The sequence below is a fragment of the Phreatobacter sp. genome (assembly GCF_027532945.1).
Lineage (GTDB): Bacteria > Pseudomonadota > Alphaproteobacteria > Rhizobiales > Phreatobacteraceae > Phreatobacter.
In genome coordinates, this window is the sequence record NZ_JAPZTZ010000035.1 from 1 (window position 1) to 21,503 (window position 21,503).

General features: G+C 68.6%; 12 protein-coding genes and 1 pseudogene. 6 read left to right on the forward strand and 7 right to left on the reverse strand.

Features of this window, described 5'->3' with window-relative positions:
• Nucleotides 1–836 precede the first annotated feature (836 nt).
• Nucleotides 837–2,774, forward strand: coding sequence for a M23 family metallopeptidase (locus O9344_RS20045; protein ID WP_298481415.1), 1,938 nt, complete (start codon nt 837–839; stop codon nt 2,772–2,774).
• Between the two features lie 12 nt (nt 2,775–2,786).
• Here O9344_RS20045 and trmFO read toward each other — a convergent pair whose 3' ends face one another.
• From trmFO to clpB, 3 genes are all read right to left on the reverse strand, one after another.
• A complete protein-coding gene (gene trmFO, locus O9344_RS20050) occupies nt 2,787–4,202 on the reverse strand; it encodes a methylenetetrahydrofolate--tRNA-(uracil(54)-C(5))-methyltransferase (FADH(2)-oxidizing) TrmFO (RefSeq protein WP_298481417.1) in 1,416 nt (471 codons plus the stop codon).
• A gap of 70 nt (nt 4,203–4,272) precedes the next feature.
• Nucleotides 4,273–6,198, reverse strand: a complete 1,926-nt coding sequence (locus O9344_RS20055; protein ID WP_298481419.1) for a hypothetical protein — start codon at nt 6,196–6,198, stop codon at nt 4,273–4,275.
• 113 nt (nt 6,199–6,311) lie between these two features.
• On the reverse strand, nt 6,312–8,909 hold the full coding sequence (gene clpB, locus O9344_RS20060) for an ATP-dependent chaperone ClpB (protein ID WP_298481421.1): 2,598 nt from the start codon (nt 8,907–8,909) through the stop codon (nt 6,312–6,314).
• A gap of 239 nt (nt 8,910–9,148) precedes the next feature.
• Here clpB and O9344_RS20065 point away from each other — a divergent pair, with 239 nt between their 5' ends.
• Nucleotides 9,149–9,949, forward strand: coding sequence for an MOSC N-terminal beta barrel domain-containing protein (locus O9344_RS20065; protein ID WP_298481436.1), 801 nt, complete (start codon nt 9,149–9,151; stop codon nt 9,947–9,949).
• Between the two features lie 7 nt (nt 9,950–9,956).
• Here O9344_RS20065 and O9344_RS20070 read toward each other — a convergent pair whose 3' ends face one another.
• Nucleotides 9,957–10,649 (reverse strand): nitroreductase, encoded by a 693-nt coding sequence (locus O9344_RS20070; protein ID WP_298481423.1) that lies wholly within the window; start codon nt 10,647–10,649, stop codon nt 9,957–9,959.
• A 182-nt stretch (nt 10,650–10,831) separates the two neighbouring features.
• On the opposite strand from O9344_RS20070, the gene O9344_RS20075 reads away from it, so the two are divergent.
• The 3 genes from O9344_RS20075 (at nt 10,832) to O9344_RS20085 (ending at nt 15,146) form a co-directional block, all read left to right on the forward strand.
• Nucleotides 10,832–11,548 carry a sterol desaturase family protein gene (locus O9344_RS20075; RefSeq protein WP_298481425.1) on the forward strand — a complete coding sequence of 239 codons (717 nt, stop codon included), beginning with the start codon at nt 10,832–10,834 and terminating at the stop codon, nt 11,546–11,548.
• Between the two features lie 19 nt (nt 11,549–11,567).
• Entirely contained in the window at nt 11,568–12,764 is a 1,197-nt protein-coding gene (locus tag O9344_RS20080) for an NAD(P)/FAD-dependent oxidoreductase (protein WP_298481427.1), read from the forward strand.
• 96 nt (nt 12,765–12,860) lie between these two features.
• Nucleotides 12,861–15,146, forward strand: coding sequence for an NADP-dependent malic enzyme (locus O9344_RS20085; protein WP_298481429.1), 2,286 nt, complete (start codon nt 12,861–12,863; stop codon nt 15,144–15,146).
• A gap of 44 nt (nt 15,147–15,190) precedes the next feature.
• Here the strand turns inward: O9344_RS20085 and O9344_RS20090 are convergent, their stop codons facing one another.
• The gene (locus O9344_RS20090) at nt 15,191–17,773 is read right to left on the reverse strand and encodes an EAL domain-containing protein (protein WP_298481431.1); all 2,583 of its coding nucleotides are present in this window, start codon (nt 17,771–17,773) and stop codon (nt 15,191–15,193) included.
• A gap of 175 nt (nt 17,774–17,948) precedes the next feature.
• Here O9344_RS20090 and O9344_RS20095 point away from each other — a divergent pair, with 175 nt between their 5' ends.
• Nucleotides 17,949–18,488, forward strand: a complete 540-nt coding sequence (locus O9344_RS20095; RefSeq protein WP_298481432.1) for an HAD-IA family hydrolase — start codon at nt 17,949–17,951, stop codon at nt 18,486–18,488.
• Here O9344_RS20095 and O9344_RS20100 read toward each other — a convergent pair.
• Nucleotides 18,433–20,517 carry an ATP-binding protein gene (locus tag O9344_RS20100; RefSeq protein ID WP_298481434.1) on the reverse strand — a complete coding sequence of 695 codons (2,085 nt, stop codon included), beginning with the start codon at nt 20,515–20,517 and terminating at the stop codon, nt 18,433–18,435. The two genes, O9344_RS20095 and O9344_RS20100, sit on opposite strands and share 56 nt — an antisense overlap.
• A gap of 178 nt (nt 20,518–20,695) precedes the next feature.
• Nucleotides 20,696–21,364, reverse strand: a pseudogene (locus tag O9344_RS20105) (ATP-binding protein); the annotation flags it as partial.
• Nucleotides 21,365–21,503 lie beyond the last annotated feature (139 nt).

A 21,503-nucleotide genomic window follows, 5' to 3' on the forward strand; every position in this document is an offset into this window, starting at 1 on the left:
CATCTGAAACGTAGCACTGCCGAAGTCTCGTCATCGACCAGTCCGAAGACCGGTCCGCAAGAACTCCGCCGCCTACGTTTCTCTTTCCCATATTCAATTGTCAAAGAACCGGAACCACACAGGGCTCCCACCCAAAAGGGCGACTGAAGCTCACCTTCTGGCCGGGGCCAGAAGCGCCATGCACCAGGAGGTGAATGAAAGCTTCAAGTGACGCGAACTCGCACCGGTCAAGCGCGGCGCCGCGTCGATGGGCCGTATATAGGCCGAGGCCCTTTCGGCTGTCAACACATATCCGGAAAAAAATGACGGCCCGTCGACAGAGCCCGTCGCCGGCTGGGGCCGTCATGAACTTCGAACACCCTCAGGTGATTGAATGAACGGGCCTTTCAGCGATTCGACAAGGCCTTTCCACAAGCCGTCGCCCGCGGCCTGTGCCCGGCGGGGCCGGCGGCACTCCCCGTCCAATTCCGGTCGGTCCGTCCGGTTCCAGGGCAAACGACCCAAGACAGACGATCCAACACAGACGACCCAAGACAGACGACCCAAGACAGACGATCCAAGACAGACGATCCAAGCCGCATCGCCTCCGCCTTCCCCTTGTACGCACCCCCGCAAGCCGCCCTCCCCACCCCCCGTCCAGCTGGCAGGCCGCGGCCACCGCCGGCAGCCCTCACCACGCCACAATCCCCGGGCTTTTCTCGGCCCCCGCTCGCTTGACGGCTGCAGGCCCCGCGGGCAACGTCGCCGCGCTTGCCGGCCGCTTCGCGGCACTCCGGCGGGTCATCGTGCCGCAAGCCGGTCCCATCGACCGCCGGCACCGAAGAGGAACGCGTTTCTTGCTGCTGACCAGCCGTCTTCCCTCAGGCCCCCAGCATGACCCGAGCGCAACGCTCGGCGACGAGGCGCCGCTGTCGAGCGACGGGACCGAGCGCAAGGCGATCGAATCGCGCAGCGTGAACATCCGCTGGTTCTCCGGGACCGTGCTGACCGGGCTCTGCGGCGCCGGCCTCATGGGCGGCGCGGTCTGGGCGGCTCTCGAGAACCCGACGCGCCCGCCCGCCCCCGCCGAGATCATGCAACCGCTCAGCCGCATGCCGGGATCGGGCTCGGACCGTCCGACCAACACCGCGCGCAAGGGCGACCGGCTCACCCCCCTCGCGGACCTGTTCTCCTCGTCGAAGCAGACCATCCGCGTGTCGCAGACCTCGCGCGTCGGCGATCGCGAGATCATCCGCGTCCGGCCGCATACCCGCGTCGTCGCGAACCTCATCCAGGCCTCCAGCGGCGACTATGATATCCCCGAGTTCAATCCGCTGCGCCTGCTGGCCGGCGACACCGCCGAGCGGGCCGAGGAGCAGGAACCGGCCACCGACGGCGAGGTGACGGTGGTGATGCGCGAGTTCGGGGCTCTCTCGCCGCAGCAGCGCAGCATGATGACGCTCTCCACCGAGGACATCCTCACCCAGGTGCGCGATGTCGCGACGCAGGCGAGCCTCTCCGTCCCCGTGGCCCTGCCGTCAGGCGGCGGCGTCACCGCTCCGTCGCGCGCCAGGCTCGAACCGCCCGGCCCGGATGATCCGAACGTTCTCCATGTGGTGAAGCGCGCCCCCGAAAGCGTCGCCGCCGCGGCCGCGCCCGACCGCACCGTCATCGCCAAGGCCGGCGACACCATCACCTCCATCCTTCTGGAGCTTGGCGCGGTGCGCGACGATGCCCGCCTCGTCGCCTCAGCCTTCACCCGGGGCGGCCGCGAGATCACCCTGCGCGAGGGCCAGCGCATCCGTGTGCTGTTCTCGCCAGGCACCGCCGGCCGCCTCCAGCCGGCGCGTGTCATCCTCGTTGGCGAGCGCGGCCAGCCCGAGGCGGCCGTGGCCCAGACCGACGAGGGCCGTTATGTGGCAGTCGAGGATCCGGCCGAAGCCGTCAATGTCACCGAGGACCAGGAGGAGGACGACGAGGGGTCGGGCCTTCGCCTCTATGCCGCTCTTTATGAGACAGCGCTGCGCCAGGAGATCCCGCGCCCCATCATCGACGAGCTCATCCGCCTCTTCGGCAACGACGTCGACTTCTCGCGTCGCGTCGCCTCCACCGATCTGTTCGAAGTGCTCTATGCCTCGGACGAAGAGGGCGAGGGCGCGCGGTCCGACATCCTCTATGCCTCGCTGACCGCCGGCGGCGAGACGCGGCGCTACTATCGCTTCCACTCCACCGCCGACGGCGTCGTCGACTATTACGACGAGCAGGGCAAGTCGGCCCGCAAGTTCCTCATCCGCAAGCCCATCGCCGGCGGTCAGATGCGCTCCGGCTTCGGCATGCGCCGCCATCCCGTCATGGGCTATTTCAAGATGCATTCGGGCGTCGACTGGTCCGACCGTATCGGCACCCCCATTGTCGCCGCCGGCAACGGCGTGATCGCGAAGGCGAGCTGGTCAGGCGGCTATGGCCGGCGGGTCGAGATCGAGCACCCCAACGGCTACACCTCGACCTATTCGCACCTCTCGGGCTTTGCCCGCGGCATCACCGAAGGCGCGCGGGTCCGCCAGGGCCAGGTCATCGGCTATCTCGGCAATTCCGGCCTCTCCACCGGCCCGCACCTGCACTATGAGGTGATGGTCAACGGCCGCTTCGTCGATCCGATGCGCGTGCGCGTGCCGCGCGGCCGGGAGCTCGCCGGCCCCATGCTCACCGCCTTCCGCACCGAGCGCGAGCGCATCGACAACCTGATGACACGCGACCGCGCCGAGACGCGCGTCACGGCGCAGACCGGGCGCTGAGCGAGCCTGTCCCTATTCCGCCGCGGCGAGGGCCGCACCACCCAGCCAGGCGTCGAGATCGGCAAGCGCCCGCGCGCTTAGCGTCCGCTTGCGCGCCTGGGTCTTGGCCGTGCCCTTGAGGCGCTGGCCATCCGGCCCCTTGGTGGGCACGCCGGAGACCGGCGGGAAGAGGCCGAAATTGACGTTCATCGGCTGGAAGGAGCGCGGCCCCTCGTCGATCGTCACGACATGCCCGCCGGTGATGTGGTTGATCAGCGCGCCATGCGCTGTCGTCGTGGGCGGCAGGACGAGCGGGCGGCCGAGACGCTCGGCGGCAGCGAAGCGGCCGACCATGCCGCCGATGGCGGCGCTCTCCACATAGCCCTCGCAGCCCGTGATCTGGCCGGCGAAGCGCAGCCGCGGCTCGGCTTTCAGCCGCAGCGTCTCGTCGAGCACCTTCGGCGAGTTCAGATAGGTGTTGCGGTGGATACCGCCGAGCCGCGCGAACTCGGCATTCTGCAGGCCGGGGATCATGCGGAAGATCTTCGCCTGCTCGCCATATTTCAGCTTGGTCTGGAAGCCCGTCATGTTGAACAGCGTGCCGAGCTTGTTGTCCTGGCGCAGCTGGACGACGGCATAGGCCTTCACCGTCGGATTGTGCTTGTTGGTGAGCCCGACCGGCTTCATCGGTCCCCAGCGCAGCGTCTCGCGGCCGCGCTCGGCCATGACCTCGATGGGCAGGCAGCCGTCAAAATAGGGCGTGCCCTCCCATTCCTTGAACTCGGTCTTCTCCGCCGCCAGCAGCGCGTCGATGAAGGCCTCGTACTGGTCGCGGTCCATCGGGCAATTGATGTAGTCGGCGCCCGTACCGCCGGGGCCGGCCTTGTCGTAGCGCGACTGGAACCAGGCGGTGTCCATGTCGATGGACTCGAAATGGACGATGGGGGCGATGGCGTCGAAGAAAGCGAGCTCCTTCTCCCCCGTCAGACCGCCGATGGCGGCGGCAAGCGCCGGCGAGGTCAGCGGCCCCGTGGCGATGATGACGCTGTCCCAGTCGGCAGGCGGCAGGCCGGCAACCTCGCCGCGTTCGATCGTCACCAGGGGATGGGCCTCCAGCGCCGCCGTCACCGCCGCGGAGAAAGCGTCGCGGTCGACGGCGAGCGCGCCGCCGGCCGGCACCTGGTTGGCATCGCCCATCCGCATGATGAGCGAGCCGAGCCGGCGCATCTCGGCATGGAGCAGGCCGACCGCATTGGTCTCGGCATCGTCCGAGCGGAAGGAGTTCGAGCAGACGAGCTCGGCAAGGCCTTCGGTCTTGTGGGCATCGGTGCCGCGCACCGGGCGCATCTCGTGCAGCACCACCGGCACGCCGGCCTTGGCGATCTGCCAGGCGGCTTCCGAGCCGGCGAGGCCGCCGCCGACAACATGAATGGGGGCGATCTGGGTCATGCCGGTCTTCTAGGGCGCGCGGGGGGACGCGGCAAGCCGCGGCCCTGCGGCGCGCCGACGCCGTGGCGGTTTACAGGGCGAGTTCGTCGCCTCCGGCGAGGTTGCGCCTTTCGCGATTGACCTCGCGGCACGCATCGGCTCCCAGGACGGCGAGCTTCAACGCCCGGATATGCGGCGTGCGATCGCCGAGCCCCTCCTCCGCTTTCCAGTAATGGGTATGGTTGAAGTAGCCCCCCATGATCGTGGTGGTCAGTGGCACGTTCATCGTGCCGGGAGACTGCTGCGCGGGAATGGGTCCGCCGATGAAATCCCCCTTCACCGCACGCTTCTGGGCGAAATAGAGATTGGTCCAGCAGGTCAGCGCGAAGAGGGCGGAGTGCTGGAGGCGCGGCGGTCCGGCATTCCGGTCCTTCGGCACGAAGAGAATGCGCTCCGCTTCGCCAGGCGAGAGCGTGGGTGGCGCCACCGGGAACTCGCGCATCGCAACCTTGGCCGCCAGTTCGTCGCCGGTGCCGGTCCGGGTCATCAAGAGGGCGGCATGGGTCAGCGGGCTGCCCATGGTGACGAAGTCGCTGACGCGCCAGGGCGAGGCGATGGGCCCATCGGCCCCACGCGACGTCTGCTCCCGGGAGAAGATGGCGAACGTGTCGCGCACCTTGGCCTGATACTCGGCAGCGCCGGGCGGCGAGCCATTGTCGATGGGCTGCCACGCCAGCCCGCCATGGACAGGGGCAACGCCATGGAGGCCGGGACGGATGCCCTGCCCTGCCAGGACTTCGACCTCCCGGAAAGCCGCAATCGACGGGTCGCTGAGCTTGATCTTGGCGATCTGCTCGACAAAGAAGGCCCGCAAAACGTCATAGGCAATGATCGTCCCGAGGCTGTGGGCCACCACAACGATGCGATCATAGCGCGGCGTCCCATCGCGCGAGCGCTGGTCATGCAGGTCCTGCAGCACCTGGAGACCGATTCTCCGGATCTCGTTCCGCGCCTCGATATTGTCGGGCGCATCCCGCAGATACCGCGCGCAGTCGCCGACATAGGGCACAAGGAAGGCCCAGGCGAGAAAGACGAACAGGGTCAGGAAGACCAGCAGCCAAAGCGTCGTCGGCGAATGCCCGAGGGTCAGGAAAGCGATGTCGGGGATCCGACCCACATCCGGCCAACGCCCGTCACCCACGCCGAACAACGCCAGGAACGGGCCCCAGAAGGCCACGAGCAAGGCGAACCCGATGGTTCCGACGAGACCGACCAGCGTCGCCACACGACCGAGGAACATGTAGCTGACCGCGAAGGCCGGAACGAAGGTGAGCAAGGCGAGCGGATGCCAGAGGGCAATGCCCGCCAGCAGCGCGAAGGGCAGGAGCGTCAGACCGGCAAGCGACCAGCTCTTGCCAAGACCCTTGAGCGCGAAGACCGCCGCGACAAGACCGATCCCCAGGAAGGCGCCGGCCGCCGGAACGGCGGCATTGTCGGCACGTGCCGAAAGATCCAGCACGGACAATCCGATGAGCCCGGTACCGACGACCCAGATGACGTTGACAACGGCAAACAGCGCGGCGGTGAGGATGACGACGGCGGCGGACCAGAGCCAGCGGGCATCCGGGGGCAGGCTCTTGCGGTCGCGCTTGGCGAGATCGCAGAGCCACAGCAGCACCGCGACGAAGCGGGTGCCGCTCATCAGATGCGCCCAATAGAGTTCGAAGAAGTCGTAGCGACGCTTCTCGCTCTCGCCGATCGGCGGCGTGGTCACGGATTTCAGATCGAAGGACCCATCCTTGCCCACATAGGGCTTGATCCAGCGGGGAATGGAGCCCTTCCGCCGGGCCGCCTCGGGATCCGTCTCCGGCGGCCCGAGCACGGCATCGACGACGCCGAGCATGGTCTCCATCGGCCGCTGGTCGCCGATCCCGTGGAAGACGAGCACCGCCGTGCGCGGCGCGCCGGTTCCCCGGTCCTCCTTCGGAGCCTCTGTCCGCTGCGTAGCACGCGCCATCGGCCCCTCCTGTCATGCAAAGGCCGCCCGATCGGAACCCCGACCGGGCGACTACGCAAGAGAGTTGCATTCCGGATGCCACACATCCGGAAGCTGTCGCCGGCCTATCGGCCTCAGGCCGCCGCCATGGCCGGATCACCCGTCTCGAAGATCAGGCGATCGGTGCCGGCGCTGGCGCGGACATGGTCGCCGTCGGCGATGGTGCCGGCGAGGATCCTTTCGGCCAGCGGATCCTGCACCGCCTTCTGGATGACGCGCTTCAGCGGCCGCGCGCCATAGGCGGGGTCGTAACCCTTGTCGGCGAGCCAGGCCTTGGCGCCCGGATCGAGGTCGAGGACGATCTTGCGCTCGTCGAGCAGCTTCTGCAGGCGCTTCAGCTGGATCTCGACGATGGAGGTCATCTGCTCGCGCTTGAGGCGGCCGAACAGGATGATCTCGTCGACGCGGTTGAGGAATTCCGGCCGGAAGTGCCCGCGCACGATGGACATGACGCCCTCGCGCACCGCGTCCACCTCCTCGTTTTCGCCCTGCATGACCAGAAGCTCGGAGCCGAGATTCGAGGTCATGATGACGAGCACATTGCGGAAATCGACCGTGCGGCCCTGACCATCGGTCAGGCGGCCATCGTCCAGCACCTGGAGGAGGACGTTGAACACGTCCGGATGCGCCTTCTCGATCTCGTCGAACAGCACGACCTGATAGGGCCGGCGCCGCACGGCCTCGGTCAGCGCCCCGCCCTCGTCATAGCCGACATAGCCGGGAGGCGCGCCGATGAGGCGGGAGACCGAGTGCTTCTCCATATACTCGGACATGTCGAGGCGGACCATGGCGGTCTCGTCGTCGAACAGGAACTCGGCCAGCGCCTTGGTGAGCTCGGTCTTGCCGACGCCGGTGGGCCCCAGGAACATGAACGAGCCGATGGGCCGGTTCGGGTCCTGCAGGCCGGCGCGGGCGCGGCGCACCGCGGTCGAGACGGCTTTGACCGCCTCGCCCTGGCCGACGACGCGCTTCGCCAGCTCGTCCTCCATGCGCAAAAGCTTGTCCTTCTCGCCCTCGAGCATCCGGTCGACCGGCACGCCGGTCCAGCGCGAGACGACCTGGGCGACGTGGTCGGCGGTGACCGCCTCCTCGACCATGGCCTGCTCGTTCTGTTGCTCGACGCTGGCGATCTCCTTCTCCAGCCCCGGAATGGTGCCGTAGGAGAGCTCGCCGGCCTTGGCCCAGTCGCCCTTGCGCTGGGCATTGGCCAGCGCATTGCGCGCATCCTCGAGCTGCTTCTTCAGCTCCGCGGCATGGCCGAGGCTGTCCTTCTCCGCCTTCCAGCGGGCGGTCATCTCAGCTGACTGAACCTCCAGCGCCGCAAGCTCGCCCTCCAGCCGCTTCAGCCTGTCCTTCGACGCGGTGTCGTTCTCCTTCTTCAGCGCCTCCTGCTCGATCTTGAGCTGGATGATGCGCCGGTCGAGCTCGTCCAGCTCCTCGGGCTTGGAATCGACCTGCATGCGCAGCCGCGCCGAGGCCTCGTCGACGAGGTCGATGGCCTTGTCGGGCAGGAAGCGATCGGTGATGTAGCGGTTCGACAGGGTCGCCGCCGCGACGATGGCCGAGTCGGTGATGCGCACCTGGTGGTGCTGCTCATACTTCTCCTTGAGACCCCGCAGGATGGAGATCGTGTCCTCCACGCTCGGCTCGTCGACGAAGACCGGCTGGAAGCGCCGGGCAAGCGCCGCGTCCTTCTCCACATGCTTGCGGTACTCGTCGAGCGTCGTTGCGCCGATGCAGTGCAGCTCGCCGCGGGCGAGCGCGGGCTTCAAGAGGTTCGAGGCGTCCATCGCCCCGTCCGCCTTGCCGGCGCCGACCAGCGTGTGCATCTCGTCGATGAACAGCACGATACCGCCGCCGGAGGAGGTGACCTCGGACAGCACAGCCTTCAGCCGCTCCTCGAACTCGCCGCGATATTTCGCACCGGCGATCAGCGCGCCCATGTCGAGCGACAGGATCGCCTTGTCCTTCAGGCTCTCCGGCACGTCGCCATCGACGACGCGCAGCGCAAGGCCCTCGACGATGGCGGTCTTGCCGACGCCCGGCTCGCCGATGAGGACGGGATTGTTCTTGGTGCGCCGCGACAGGACCTGGATGGTGCGGCGGATCTCCTCGTCGCGGCCGATCACCGGATCGAGCTTGCCCTCGCGGGCGGCGGCGGTGAGGTCGCGGGCATATTTCTTCAGCGCGTCATAGGCGTTCTCGGCCGAGGCCGAATCCGCCGTGCGGCCCTTGCGCAAGGCTTCGATGGCCTGGTTCAGCGACTGGGGGCTGACGCCCGCCGCGGCGAGCGCCTTGCCCGCTTCCGTGTCCTTCTCCAGCGCCAGGGCGAGGAGCAGACGCTCCGCTGCCACGAAACTGTCGCCGGATTTCTCGGCCGCCTTCTCGGCGGCATCGAAGACGCGGGCGAGGCCCTGGCCGAGATAGACCTGGCCGGCTCCCGATCCCTGCACCTTCGGAATTTTCTTCAGCGCCTCCTCGGTGCGGGCGAGCGCCAACTGCGGCTGGCCGCCGGCCTGGCGGATGAGGCCCGCGGCGAGGCCCTCCGGATCGTCGAGCAGCACCTTGAGCAGGTGCTCGGGCACGAATTGCTGGTGCCCCTCGCGCAGCGCGAGTGACTGGGCCGACTGGATGAATCCGCGCGACCGCTCGGTGTATTTCTCGATGTTCATAGGCCACTCCTTTGCCCGTTCCGCGCGTCTCGAATGAGCCCGAAGGGAACGTCCGACCGATGGGATGCCGGCCCCGAAGCGACCGGCGTGAGGCTGATATGGGTGTCCCGCCAGCAGGTGAAAAGAGGCTCGGCGCGGCGTCTTTTGGCAAAGGCGCCGGCCGGGCCCTGAGCTGCCGGGAGGCACGGTTCCATCATCGCCGCTTGACGCATGAGCCCGCCTTGCGCCACCTCAAAGCCATGAGCACCAGCCCCGCCGCCCGCATCACCGCCCTTTACCGCTATCCCGTGAAGGGGCTCTCCGCCGAGCCCCTCACGACGGCGACCCTCACGGCGGGGGAGCATTTCCCCGGCGACCGGCTCTTCGCCATCGAGAACGGCCCCTCCGGCTTCGATCCGGCGAACCCCGAGCACCAGCCGAAGCAGAAGTTCCTGGTCCTCGCGCGGCAGGCTGCCCTGGCGAAACTCAGGACCCGCTACGAGGACGAGACCCGCATCCTCTCCATCGTCGCCGACGAGGTGGAGGTCGCCCGCGGCGACCTCGGCACGGCCAAGGGCCGCATCGCCATCGAGGACTTCTTCCGCATGTTCCTCGCCAGCGAGCTCGCAGGTGCCCCGAAGGTGCTGGCAGGGCCACCCGGCTTCCGCTTCATGGATTCGCGCTCGGGCTTCCTCTCCATCATCAACCTCGCCACCGTCCGGGCGCTGGAGAAGGAGACGGGCTTCCCCATCGACCCGATCCGCTTCCGCGCCAATGTCTATGTCGATGGCGTGCCGGCCTTCTCGGAGTTCGACTGGGTGGGCAAGCGCATCCGCCTCGGCGAGACGGCGCTGACCGGCCTCAAGCGCACCGAGCGCTGCGCCGCCACCACGGTGAACCCGGCGACCGCCACGCGAGACCTGATGATCCCCGCCGTGCTGATGCGGACCTATGGCCATGCCGATTGCGGCATCTATTGCGCGGTGGCTGGCGGCGGCCCAATCGCGGTGGGCGACACGCTGACGGTGTCGGAGGGCGAGGAGGCCGGCGCGGCGTTCTGAGACGCGCTCACTCCTCCCAGCGCACAACCTCATCCAGCCCCGCCCGCGGCGTCCGGTAGCCGTTCACGGGATGGCTCTCATCCGGCCGCCCGAACGAAATCCCGCAGACCACCCGCCGCTCCTCGCCCATACCGAAATGCGCGCGGATCGCGCCCGAATGCACCGCCAGCGCGGCCTGGGCGATGGTCGCCACCCCGTGGGCGGTGGCCGCGGTCATGAAATTGCTGACATAGGCGCCGCAATCGAGCGCCCCATAGGCCCCAAGCGCCTCGTCCGTCGTGATGATGGCGACATGCGGCGCGTCGAACAGCGCGAAGTTGCGCAGCGACTGGCGGGCATAGGCGGCCTTGTCGCCGCGCGCGACGCCCACCGCGTCATAGAGCTGGAAGCCGCAGGCCCGCCGCCGGTCGAGCAGCGCGCCGCGATATTCGCGCGGAAAGGCGAAGTCGGGCGTCGGCTCGGCGCCGCGGGAGGCGAGATCGAGCATCAGTGCCCGAAAGCGCCCGGCCGCCGCCCCGCCGGCGATCACCACCTGCCAGGGCTGGGTGTTGTTCCAGGAGGCGGTCTTCTGCGCCGTGGTGAGGATCGCCTCGATGGTCGCCCTCGGGATGGGCTCGGGGTGGAAGGCCCGGCAGGAATGGCGGGCGGTCATCAGCCGGTCGAAAGCGGCGGCATCGGCGGGGGAAGCGGTCAGGGTCATGCGAAGGGCTCGCTGGCGAGGGTCGTCGCCATGGTCGCCGCTCCAGCGGCACCGCGCCATCCGCCGTTCGGGCAGCGATGAGCGCGACGGGATAGCGCGGCGATCACGGCTCTGTGCCTTTGGCGGAAGCCGTGGGATCGGCTATGCAGACGACGTTTCGCAGTTGCAGCATGGGCCCCCACATGTCGCTCACCTCCGAGACCCGCGCCCTCATGGCCGACACGCTTGTCGTGATGCGCCATCCGGATGCCCGGGTCGCCGTTCTCCTCTACAGCACACTCTCCGCCGGCTTCTTCGTCTATGCCCTGGCCACTGCCGGCCTCGGCTGGACGCTGATGGCAGCCATTATCGGCGTGGTCATGCTGCCCGTCGTCGAGTTCATCACCCACAAATATGTGCTGCACTGGCTCGATCTCGCCCGCACCTCGGCGACCGCGCAGTTCTGGAACCGCGTCCACTACGCCCACCACATGGACCCGAAGGACACCCGGGTGATCCTCGCCCACCCCGCCTCGGTGGTGCTGCTGGTCACCGTCCTCGCCGCGGGCGCCTGGGCCATCGGCCTCACGCCGCTCGCGCCCATCATCGCCATCGCCTTCGGCCTCTTCGCCTTCTACGAGATCGTCCATTTCGCCTGCCACATGGATGGCGAGATGCGCTCGGCCTATTTTCTCCGCCGCCGGCAGGAGCACGCGCTCCATCATTATGTCGATGAGAACCGCAACTACGGCATCACCACCGCCGTCGCCGACCGCCTGTTCGGCACGCAGATCGTCGACAAGAAGGCGCTGGTGCGCTCGCCCACCGCGCGCAACCTCGGCTATACCGGCGACTTCGCTGACCGCTACCCCTATCTGAAGCAGTCCGAAGCCCGTAAGGACGGCGCCGACGCCGCCTGAACCCTTAAAGGCCCCTTCGATGGCCCCTGCCCTCCCCCGCCAGCTGGATGTCCTCGTCATCGGCGCGGGGGCGGCCGGCATGATGTGCGCCATCGAGGCGGGCAAGCGCGGCCGCTCGGTCCTCGTCATCGACCATGCCGACGCCCCCGGCGAGAAGATCCGCATCTCCGGCGGCGGGCGCTGCAATTTCACCAATCTCGGCGCCTCGCCGAAGAACTACCTGTCTGAGAACCCCCGCTTCGCCATCTCGGCGCTCGCCCGCTACACCCAGCACGACTTCATCGCCATGGTCGACCGCCACCGCATCGCCTGGCACGAGAAGACCCTCGGCCAGCTCTTCTGCGACGGGTCGGCGAAGCAGATCATCGCCATGCTGGTGGACGAGATGGAGCGGGTGGGTGCCAGGCTTGCGCTGGCCACCTCCGTCGAGGACATCACTCCTGGCGAGGCCGGCTTCACCGTCCGCCTCTCGTCCGGCACGGTGCGCTGCGCCTCCCTCGTTCTCGCCTCCGGCGGCAAATCCATCCCGAAGATGGGCGCGACCGGATTGGCCTATGAGATCGCCGAGCGATTCGCCCTGAAGGTCGTGCCGCCACGCCCTGCCCTCGTGCCGCTCACCTTCGCGCCGGACGTCCTCGCCCGCCTGACGCCGCTCGCCGGCATCGCGGTGGAGGAGGCTGTGGTCGGCCACGGCAAGACCCGCTTCGCCGAGGCCGTGCTCTTCACCCATCGCGGCCTATCCGGCCCGGCCATTCTGCAGATTTCCAGCTATTGGCGCGAGGGCGACGAGATCATCGCCTCGCTGGCCCCGGGCACCGACGTGCTCGGCCATCTGAAGGCCGCACGCGCCCGCCACGGCCGGCAAGCCGTCCAGACCGTACTGGCCGAGATCCTCCCCAAGCGCCTCGCCCAGGCCATCGTCGAGGCCGAGGGCGTGAAGGCGAACCTCGCCGACTGCTCCGACAAGGTCCTCGCCCGCATCGACGAGGCGGTGAACCGCTGGCGGCTGAAGCCGAACGGCACCGAGGGCTGGCGCACGGCGGAGGTCACCCTCGGCGGCATCGACACCTCCGCCCTCGACCAGCAGACCATGGCGGTGAAATCGGTGCCCGGGCTTTTCGCCATCGGCGAGGCGGTGGACGTCACCGGCTGGCTCGGCGGCTACAATTTCCAGTGGGCCTGGTCGTCGGGCTGGGCGGCGGGGCAGGCCGCCTAAGGTCGCACCGCCGTCCCCCGCACGGCCCGTTGCCCCTGAGGGGGTGAGCCCCTAAGGTCCCCCTCCCTTCAGAGGAACGCTGCAAGAAGAGCCCCCATGGCGACCGACAACACGACCGGCCGACGCAACCGCCCGACCATCACCGATCAGGAGGCCCTCGCCTTCCACCAGGTCGGCAAGCCCGGCAAGCTCGAGATCGTGCCGACCAAGCCCATGGCGACGCAGCGCGACCTGTCGCTGGCCTACTCGCCGGGCGTCGCCGTGCCCGTCCTCGCCATTGCCGAGGACCCGGCCCGCGCCTTCGACTACACGACCCGCGGCAACATGGTCGCCGTCATCTCCAACGGCACGGCCATCCTCGGCCTCGGCAATCTCGGCGCGCTCGCCTCCAAGCCGGTCATGGAAGGCAAGGCGGTGCTGTTCAAGCGCTTCGCCGACGTCGATTCCATCGATCTCGAACTCGATACCGAGGATCCCGACAAGATCATCGAGGCGGTGCGCTATCTCGGCCCCTCCTTCGGCGGCATCAACCTCGAGGACATCAAGGCGCCCGAGTGCTTCATCATCGAGCAGCGCCTGCAGGAGCTCATGGACATTCCGGTGTTCCATGACGACCAGCATGGCACGGCCATCATCGCCGCCGCCGGCCTCATCAACGCCATGGACATCACCGGCCGCGACATCAAGACGACCCGGCTCGTCGTCAATGGCGCGGGCGCGGCGGGCATCGCCTGCGTCGAGCTCCTGAAGGCCATGGGCTTCAACCCCGAGAACGTCATCCTCTGCGACACCAAGGGGACGATCTGGCGCGGCCGCACCGACGGCATGAACCAGTGGAAGTCCGGCCATGCCGTGGCGACTGACACCCGCACGCTGGCCGAGGCGGTGAAGGGCGCCGACGTCTTCTTCGGCCTGTCGGTGAAGGGCGCGCTGACCCGCGAGATGGTCATGTCCATGGCGCCGAAGCCGATCATCTTCGCCATGGCCAATCCCGATCCGGAGATCACCCCGGAAGAGGTCCACGCGGTGCGCTCCGACGCCATCGTCGCCACCGGCCGCTCGGACTATCCGAACCAGGTCAACAACGTCCTCGGATTCCCCTTCCTGTTCCGTGGCGCGCTCGACGTGCGCGCCACCAAGATCAACATGGAGATGAAGATCGCCGCCGCGGAGGCGCTCGCGGCGCTTGCGCGCGAGGACGTTCCCGACGATGTCGCCGCGGCCTATGGCGGCGGCCGCCCCAAATATGGCCCGGAATATATCATCCCCGTGCCCTTCGACCCGCGCCTGATGTATGCCGTGCCGACCGCCGTCGCGCAGGCGGCGATGGAGACCGGCGTCGCCCGCCGGCCGATCGTCGACATGGCCGCCTACAAGGCGCAGCTCACCGCCCGCCTCAATCCGGTCGCCGGCGTTCTCGCCCGCATCTTCGAGCGCGCCCGCCGCACGCCGCGCCGCGTCGTCTTCGCCGAGGGCGAGGAGGAGCAGGTGATCCGCGCCGCCCAGAGCTTCGTCAACCAGGGCCTCGGCACCGCCATTCTGGTCGGTCGCGAGGACCGGGTCAGGGCGACGGCCCAGGCCGCCGGCATCGATCTCAAGGAGGGCATCGAGATCGCCAATGCGCGGCTGTCCACCCGCAACGCCGACTATGCGAGCCAGCTCTACGAGCGCCTGCAGCGCCACGGCTACCTGTACCGCGACTGCCAGCGCATGGTGAACCAGGACCGCAACATCTTCGGCGCCGCCATGGTCGAGGCCGGCGATGCCGACGGCATGGTCACGGGCGTCACCCGCAACTATTCCTCGGCCCTCGAGGAGGTGCGCCGCGTCATCGACGTGAAGCCGGGCCACCGGCTCATCGGCGTCTCCATCGTGCTGTCGCGCGGCCGCACGGTGCTTGTCGCCGACACCGCCATCACCGAGATGCCCTCGGCCGCTGACCTTGCCGAGATCGCCGTCGAGGCCGCCCATGCCGCCCGCCGGCTCGGCACCGAGCCGCGCGTCGCGCTGCTCGCCTTCTCGACCTTCGGCCAGCCTCTTGGCGAGCGCTCGGAGAAGGTGATCGAGGCGGTGAAGATCCTCGATGGCCGCCGTGTCGACTTCGAGTATGACGGCGAGATGGCCGCCGACGTGGCGCTGAACCCGGAGCTGATGCAGGCTTATCCGTTCTGCCGCCTGACCGGCCCCGCCAATGTGCTGATCATGCCCGCCTTCCACTCCGCCTCCATCTCCACGAAGATGATGCAGGAGCTGGGCGGCGCGACAGTGATCGGCCCGCTGCTGGTCGGCCTCGACAAGCCGGTGCAGATCGTGCCCCTCGGGGCGCGCGATTCCGACATCGTCAACATGGCGGCGCTGGCGGCCTATAACATCGGCGGCTGATGCGGGGCCTTGAGCCCCGCTCTGCCCTCACCCCGGTCCTGCGATCACCCGAGGGCGGTGATCATCGCCGCCGTGTCGGAATCGGGAATGAGGCATTGCGGCCGGTGATCCGGCAGAGGCTCGGCCTCGATCGAGGCGGCAACGATCGGCGCCGCGTCGGGCGCGACGGGGCGCGAATAGACATAGCCCTGCACCGTGTCGCAGCCGAGTTCGCGCAGCACATCGACGTCGGCCCGCTTCTCGGCGCCCTCGGCGACGGTGGACAGGCCGAGGCCGTGCGACAGGGCAATGATGCCCGCAAGGAGCTTGCGCTTGGCCGGCTGGCCGGCAATGCCGTCAACGAAGCAGCGATCGACCTTCAGGCGATGGAAGGGCAGCCGCGTCAGGTAGCCGAGCGAGGAGTAGCCCGAGCCGAAATCGTCGAGGGCGAGCTGGACGCCGAGCGAGGAGAGCGAGCCGAGCGTCCGGCTGATGCGGTCCTCGCTCTGGTCGACGAAGAGGCTCTCCGTCAGCTCGAGGCAGAGCAGGTTCGCCGGCAGGCCGGTCTCCGCCAGCACCGCCGCGACGGCTGTCTCGAAATCCATGGCCCAGAACTGCGCCGGCGAGACGTTCACCGACATGGTGCGCGGCGGCAGGCCCTGGTCGAGCCAGGCCTTGGCCTGCTGGCAGGCCTCGCGCAGGATCCACAGGCCGAGATCGACGATGATGCCGGAATTCTCCGCGACCGGAATGAACTCCGCAGGCGAGATCGGGCCGCGCTCGCGGTGGGTCCAGCGCAGCAGCGCCTCGAAGCCCACCACCTTGCCGGTCGCGATGCTCACCTGCGGCTGGTAGAAGGCGTGAAGCTCATTCTCCTCGATGGCGTGGCGCAGGTCGCGGGCGAGCAGGAGGCGCTGCTCCACCGCCTCGGCGAAGGCCGTCTCGAACAGCATGCAGCGGCCGCGGCCGGTTTCCTTGCCCATGTAGAGCGCGAGATCGGCATGGCGCATGGCCTGGTCGGTGGAGGTCGCGTGCTCCGGCAGCATGGCGACGCCGACGGTGGCGCCGACAAAGGCCTCGCCGCAGGACAGGTCGAGGGGGCCTGACAGCGCGGCGATCAGGGCCTCGGCGATGATCCGCACGTCCTCGTGCTGGTGGCTGCGCTCCACCAGAACTGCGAACTCGTCGCCGCCGAGGCGCGCGATGAAGGCGCCATCGCCGAACTCCCGCCGCAGGATGGCGGCGACACGGCACAGGAGCTCGTCGCCGGCCGCGTGGCCGAAGGCGTCATTGACCTCCTTGAAGCGGTCGAGATCGACGAGATAGAGCGTGGCGAAACGGCCTTCCAGCAGGGCGCGGCCGATGATCGTGGTCAGCGACTGCTTGAACATCGCGCGGTTGGCGAGGCCCGTCAGCGGATCGGCATAGGCCAGCTCCTCGAGCTGCCGCTGCGCCTGCTTGCGCTCGGTCACGTCCTGGACGGTGCCGACGAAGCCGACGATCTTGCCCGCGACCTCCTCGCCCTTGCAGGTAATGGCGAAATCCCGCACCCGCCCATCTGCGCAGGCAAGCCGCACGTCGACGCTGCGCGCCCCGCCGCCCTTCAGCACGGCGATCTGCATGTCGAGCAGCTTCTGCCGGTCCTCGGGATCGAACATCTCCAGCACGGCTGTGTTGCGGCTGTCGAAGGTCGCCGGATCGAAGCCCGTGACGGCTAAGAGTTCCTCGCTCCAGCTGACCGTCTCGTCACCGAGCAGATAGGACCAGGACCCCATACGGCCGATGCGATGCGCCTCGGCAAGCGCGGCCGAGCGGTTCAGCAGCAGCCGCTCGGCCTCGCGCAGTTCAGTAATGTCTGCGGTCGTGCCGCGATAGCCGACAAACGTGCCGTCCTTGTCGAACATCGGCTTGCCGCTGGTGCGCGCGCGACGGGGGCCCACTCGGGCATTGACGGTATAGTCGAGATTGCGGAATGGCCTGTGGGCCTCCATCTCCCGCCGGACGGCCTCCAGCTCCAAGCGCGAGGCCTCCGGGACATCGAGGTCCCATCGCCGTTTACCGATGACCAGACTGAGGTCGATCGTTCTGTTCGTCGCGCTGCCGGCCTCGAAGCGGGTGAAACGATGTTCGGCATCCGTCTGCCAGCACCAGTCGGTGGCGGTGTCGAGGAAATCCGCCAGCATCTGTTCGGAGGCGGCGACACGCTTCAGCGCCTCCGTTTCCTGGGTCTTGTCGACGACGATGCCGCTGATCCGGACGATTGATCCGAGCGTGTCGCGCTCGGCCTCGCCATGGACGCGCAGGTCGAGGTCACGGCCGTCCGGATGCCGATAGGTCACGTCGACGGCATAGGGTGTGCCGGCCGAGACGCAGTGCTGGAAGGCAGCGAAGACCCGCGCCGCGCCGTCGCCGTGATAGCGGTCACGCAGCATGTTGACCGGAATGGGACCGGCGGGAACGCCCACCAGATCGGCAAGCTCGGGCGAGATCCAGAAGGTTGCGGGATCGCTGACCTTGACCACCCAGTAACCCATGCCGGCGATGGTCATGGCGCCGCTGGCGAGCCGCGAGGGTTGTGGCGGCAGGCCGCCGGAATCGTCGGAACCAGCCAGTCGCGGGATACGTGAGGCGGCGGTCGACAATGTCATGGACCCGAAAGAGGATGGTGTCACCAATGCACAACGATACGTAGCGTGAAAGCGCTGAAGAAAAGGTAATCAGATGCACAGCCTTTCCACGGGGAACTCTCCTGCCGCGTCGGCACATCCTATCCCCGTTTTCGACATCGGTCAGGTCTTGCTGCGCTGGGATCCGCTCGGGGCGATGACGCGCCATTTCGAGTCGCGCGCGGCCGTCGAGAGCTTCATGGAGAAGGTAGGTTTCATGGACTGGCACGCCCGCCAGGACGCCGGCCGGCCGATTGCCGAGGCCGTGGCTGCCCATGCGGCGCTCCACCCGGCCCATGCCGGCGTCTTCGCCGCCTTCTACGAGGACTGGCTGGCCTCGGTGCCCGGCGAGGTGCCGGGAACGCGCGCCATCTTCGAGGCCCTTCTGGAGAAGGGTCCGGTCTTCGGCATCTCGAATTTCGCCCGCGAGCTCTTCGACCGCACGGTGCCGGCCTATCCGTTCCTCGGCCGTTTCACCGGCCTCGTCCTGTCGGGCGATGTCGGCATCAACAAGCCCGATCCGCGGATCTACGCCATCCTGTGCGAGCGGCACGGCCTTGAGGCCAACCGCTGTGTCTTCATCGACGACAGCGCCCGCAATGTCGAGGCGGCGCGCGCCTTCGGCATGGACGCGCTGCTCTTCACGGACGCGCCGTCCCTGGCCGACGCTTTGCGCGCGCGGGGGCTGCCGGTCTGACCCTGACATGCTGGTCGAGCGCCTCGGCGAGCTTCTCGATGTCGAGCGGCTTGGTGAGGAAGGCGTCCATGCCCGCCGCGATCGCCGCGGCGCGATCCTCGGCAAAGGCATTGGCGGTGAGGGCGATGATGGGCAGGCGCCGCCCGCTCTCGCCGGCGCGGATCATGGTCGCGGCTGACAGACCGTCGCAATCGGGCATCTGCATGTCCATGAGCACGACATCGACCGGCGCTGCCGCATCGAGCGCCGCCGTCACCGCGGCGCGTCCGTCCTTCACCCAGACCGGGCGGTGGCCGAGCTTCTCGATCAGTTTGCGGCAGAGCAACGCGTTGATGTCATTGTCCTCGGCGACGAGGATGGTCAGGGACTGGCCGGCCGTCGCGACGGCAGGTGCGCGCCGCACCGCGCCCTCCTCCGCCTCGGGCGGCTCGGCCGGCACCGGCGCACCGGGGCGCATCTGGAGGAGCAGCGAGGCTTCCCGCACGGGAGAGACGAGCCAGCCGCCGACGCCCTTGTCGCGCCAGGCGGCGATGGCCGCACGATCGGCCGGGCGCACCAGCAGCACGGTGCGGGCGACGCGGCCGGCAAGGCTCGCGAGCGCTGCGGCGAGGGCCTCATCGCCAAGGCGATGATCCACCACGGCCGTGTCGAAATCCGTCTCCCCGGAAAGCTCGGCAATGGCTTCGGCGGCGGTGACGCGGGCGCCATGAGCCGCAAGCCGCCGCACGAGGGCATCGCGCTCGATGGCGGAGGGGGAGAGGACGAGGACGGACAGCGCGTCCAGCGGATCGGCGCCGCGCGGCGCTTCCGCCGCCGGCAGGGGCAGATGGGCGGTGAAGGTCGAGCCATGACCGGGCTCTGTTGCCACCGACAGCCGGCCACCCATGCGCTCGACAATGCGCCGGGAGATCGACAGGCCGAGGCCCGTTCCGGCATGGCGGCGGGCAAAAGTGGTCTCGCCCTGTTCGAACTCGCCGAAGATCCGCTCGACATCAGCCGCGGCGATGCCGGGGCCCGTGTCGGCGACGGAGAGGAGGAGAGTGTCGTCCTCCATCGCCACGGCGAGCGTGACGCCGCCGGCCTCGGTGAACTTGACGGCATTGCCGGCGAGATTGAGCAGCACCTGGCGCAGGCGCGTCGCATCGCCCAGGAGCCGCCAGGGCACGGCCGGATCGATCACCGTGGCGATGTCGAGCCCCTTGGCATGGGCGCGTGGCCCAAGGAGCTCCGCCACGCCCTCCACCAGCGGCGTGATCTCGAAAGGCACGGCGTCGAGATCGAGACGGCCGGCCTCGATCTTCGAGAAGTCGAGAATGTCGTCGATGAGGGCCAGCAGCGCCTCGCCAGAGGATTTGACGGCGGCGGCATAGGTGCGCTGGTCGGGTGTCAGCGGCGTGTCGAGCAGCAGGTCGGCCATGCCCATGATGCCGTTCATCGGCGTGCGGATCTCGTGGCTGACGGTGGCGAGGAACCGCGACTTGGCCTCGTTGGCGCTTTCGGCACGGGCGCTGGAAGCGGCCAGGGCCTCCTCGGCCGCCTTGCGCTCGGTCACGTCGCGGCCGACAGACTGCATCTCCTCGCAGCGCCCCTCGGCATCGCGGATCGGGTGATGGCGCCAGGCGATCCAGCGCCGCCCCTGCGGCGAGACGATGCATTCGTCGATGCTCACCGAGCCGTCGGGGTCGCGCCGGTCCTCCGAGCGCTCGACGATGGTCGGCCGCCAGGTCTGGCCGATCAGGCTTGGCGCCGGCTCGCCGACGAGGGCGGCGAAGGCGCGGTTGGCGAAGGTGATGGCACCGTGGCGGTCGCGCCGGACGATCAGGTCGCCCTGCGCGTCGATGAGGCCGCGATGGCGCTCCTCGCTCTCGGCCAGTTCGAAGACGCGGTCGGTGAGCTGCTCGATGCTCTCCTCGAGCAGGGCGGTCTTGCGCTGCAGGGCGCGGCGCGCCTGGGCGAAATGGAGCAGTCCGGCCGCAGCGGCGACGCCGAGCGCCGCCAAACCACCGGCCAGCAGGGCGAAACCGTCCACCAGATGTCTCCGCGCTCAGGGCAAATCCGAAGCGACCGTAAACAGACAGGGTTGACGGCTGGTTACTCCGGGCCGGCGGCCGGGCGTTGCGCGGCAGAGAACGACGGCCGATAGGTGACGGCCGATCAGCGACGGCCGATGGGTGACGGCCGATCAGCGACGGCACCCGGCTCGGCCATCAGGCCGCGGCCCGGACCCGATCGGTGCTGCCGCGATAGCTGATCGCTTCCGCGAGGTGAACGCGCCGCACCGTGGGCGCGGCATCGAGATCGGCGATGGTGCGCGCGAGCTTCAGCACCCGATGATAGGCCCGCGCGGTGAGCCGCAGCGCCTCCGCGGCGTCCCGCAGCAGGGCGAGCCCGGCGGGATCGGGAGCCGCCACCTCGTCGAGAAGGGACGGGGGCGCATGGGCATTGAGGCCGATGGGCAGGCCGCGGCCGCCATAGCGCTGCGCCTGACGCGCCCGTGCGGCCGCCACCCGCGCGGCAATCTCCGCGCTGCCCTCGGCCGGAGCGGGCAGGATGAGGTCCGCCGCCGAGACCGCCGGCACCTCGATGACCATGTCCATCCGGTCGATGAGCGGGCCGGAGATCTTCGCCTGATAATCCGCCATGCAGCGCGGATTGGGCATGCGCGGACAGGTGAAACCCGGCTCCGTGGCCTTGCCACAGCGACAGGGGTTCATCGCGGCGACAAGCTGGAACCGGGCGGGAAAGCTCACCCGCTGATTGGCGCGTGCGATCACCGCCTCGCCGCTCTCCATCGGCTGGCGCAGGCCGTCGAGCACCTGCGGCTGGAACTCCGGCAACTCGTCGAGGAACAGCACGCCGTGATGGGCAAGCGACACTGACGTTGCCCCTCTGGGATAATCCAGTTTGAAGTTCGTTCTGGCCCATCGAGAGGACCAGAACATGAGGCGCAGCCGCTTCACGGAAGAGCAGATCATCGGGATCCTGAAGGAGCACGAGGCCGGGATCCCGGTCTCG

What these genes read in the sequence shown, in the direction of transcription:
- trmFO (WP_298481417.1), bottom strand. Translation starts at nt 4,202, where the DNA reads ATGACCCAGATCGCCCCCATTCATGTTGTCGGCGGCGGCCTCGCCGGC.
- O9344_RS20055 (WP_298481419.1), bottom strand. Translation starts at nt 6,198, where the DNA reads ATGGCGCGTGCTACGCAGCGGACAGAGGCTCCGAAGGAGGACCGGGGA.
- clpB (WP_298481421.1), bottom strand. Translation starts at nt 8,909, where the DNA reads ATGAACATCGAGAAATACACCGAGCGGTCGCGCGGATTCATCCAGTCG.
- O9344_RS20065 (WP_298481436.1), top strand. Translation starts at nt 9,149, where the DNA reads ATGAGCACCAGCCCCGCCGCCCGCATCACCGCCCTTTACCGCTATCCC.
- O9344_RS20070 (WP_298481423.1), bottom strand. Translation starts at nt 10,649, where the DNA reads ATGACCCTGACCGCTTCCCCCGCCGATGCCGCCGCTTTCGACCGGCTG.
- O9344_RS20075 (WP_298481425.1), top strand. Translation starts at nt 10,832, where the DNA reads ATGTCGCTCACCTCCGAGACCCGCGCCCTCATGGCCGACACGCTTGTC.
- O9344_RS20080 (WP_298481427.1), top strand. Translation starts at nt 11,568, where the DNA reads ATGGCCCCTGCCCTCCCCCGCCAGCTGGATGTCCTCGTCATCGGCGCG.
- O9344_RS20085 (WP_298481429.1), top strand. Translation starts at nt 12,861, where the DNA reads ATGGCGACCGACAACACGACCGGCCGACGCAACCGCCCGACCATCACC.
- O9344_RS20090 (WP_298481431.1), bottom strand. Translation starts at nt 17,773, where the DNA reads ATGACATTGTCGACCGCCGCCTCACGTATCCCGCGACTGGCTGGTTCC.
- O9344_RS20095 (WP_298481432.1), top strand. Translation starts at nt 17,949, where the DNA reads ATGACGCGCCATTTCGAGTCGCGCGCGGCCGTCGAGAGCTTCATGGAG.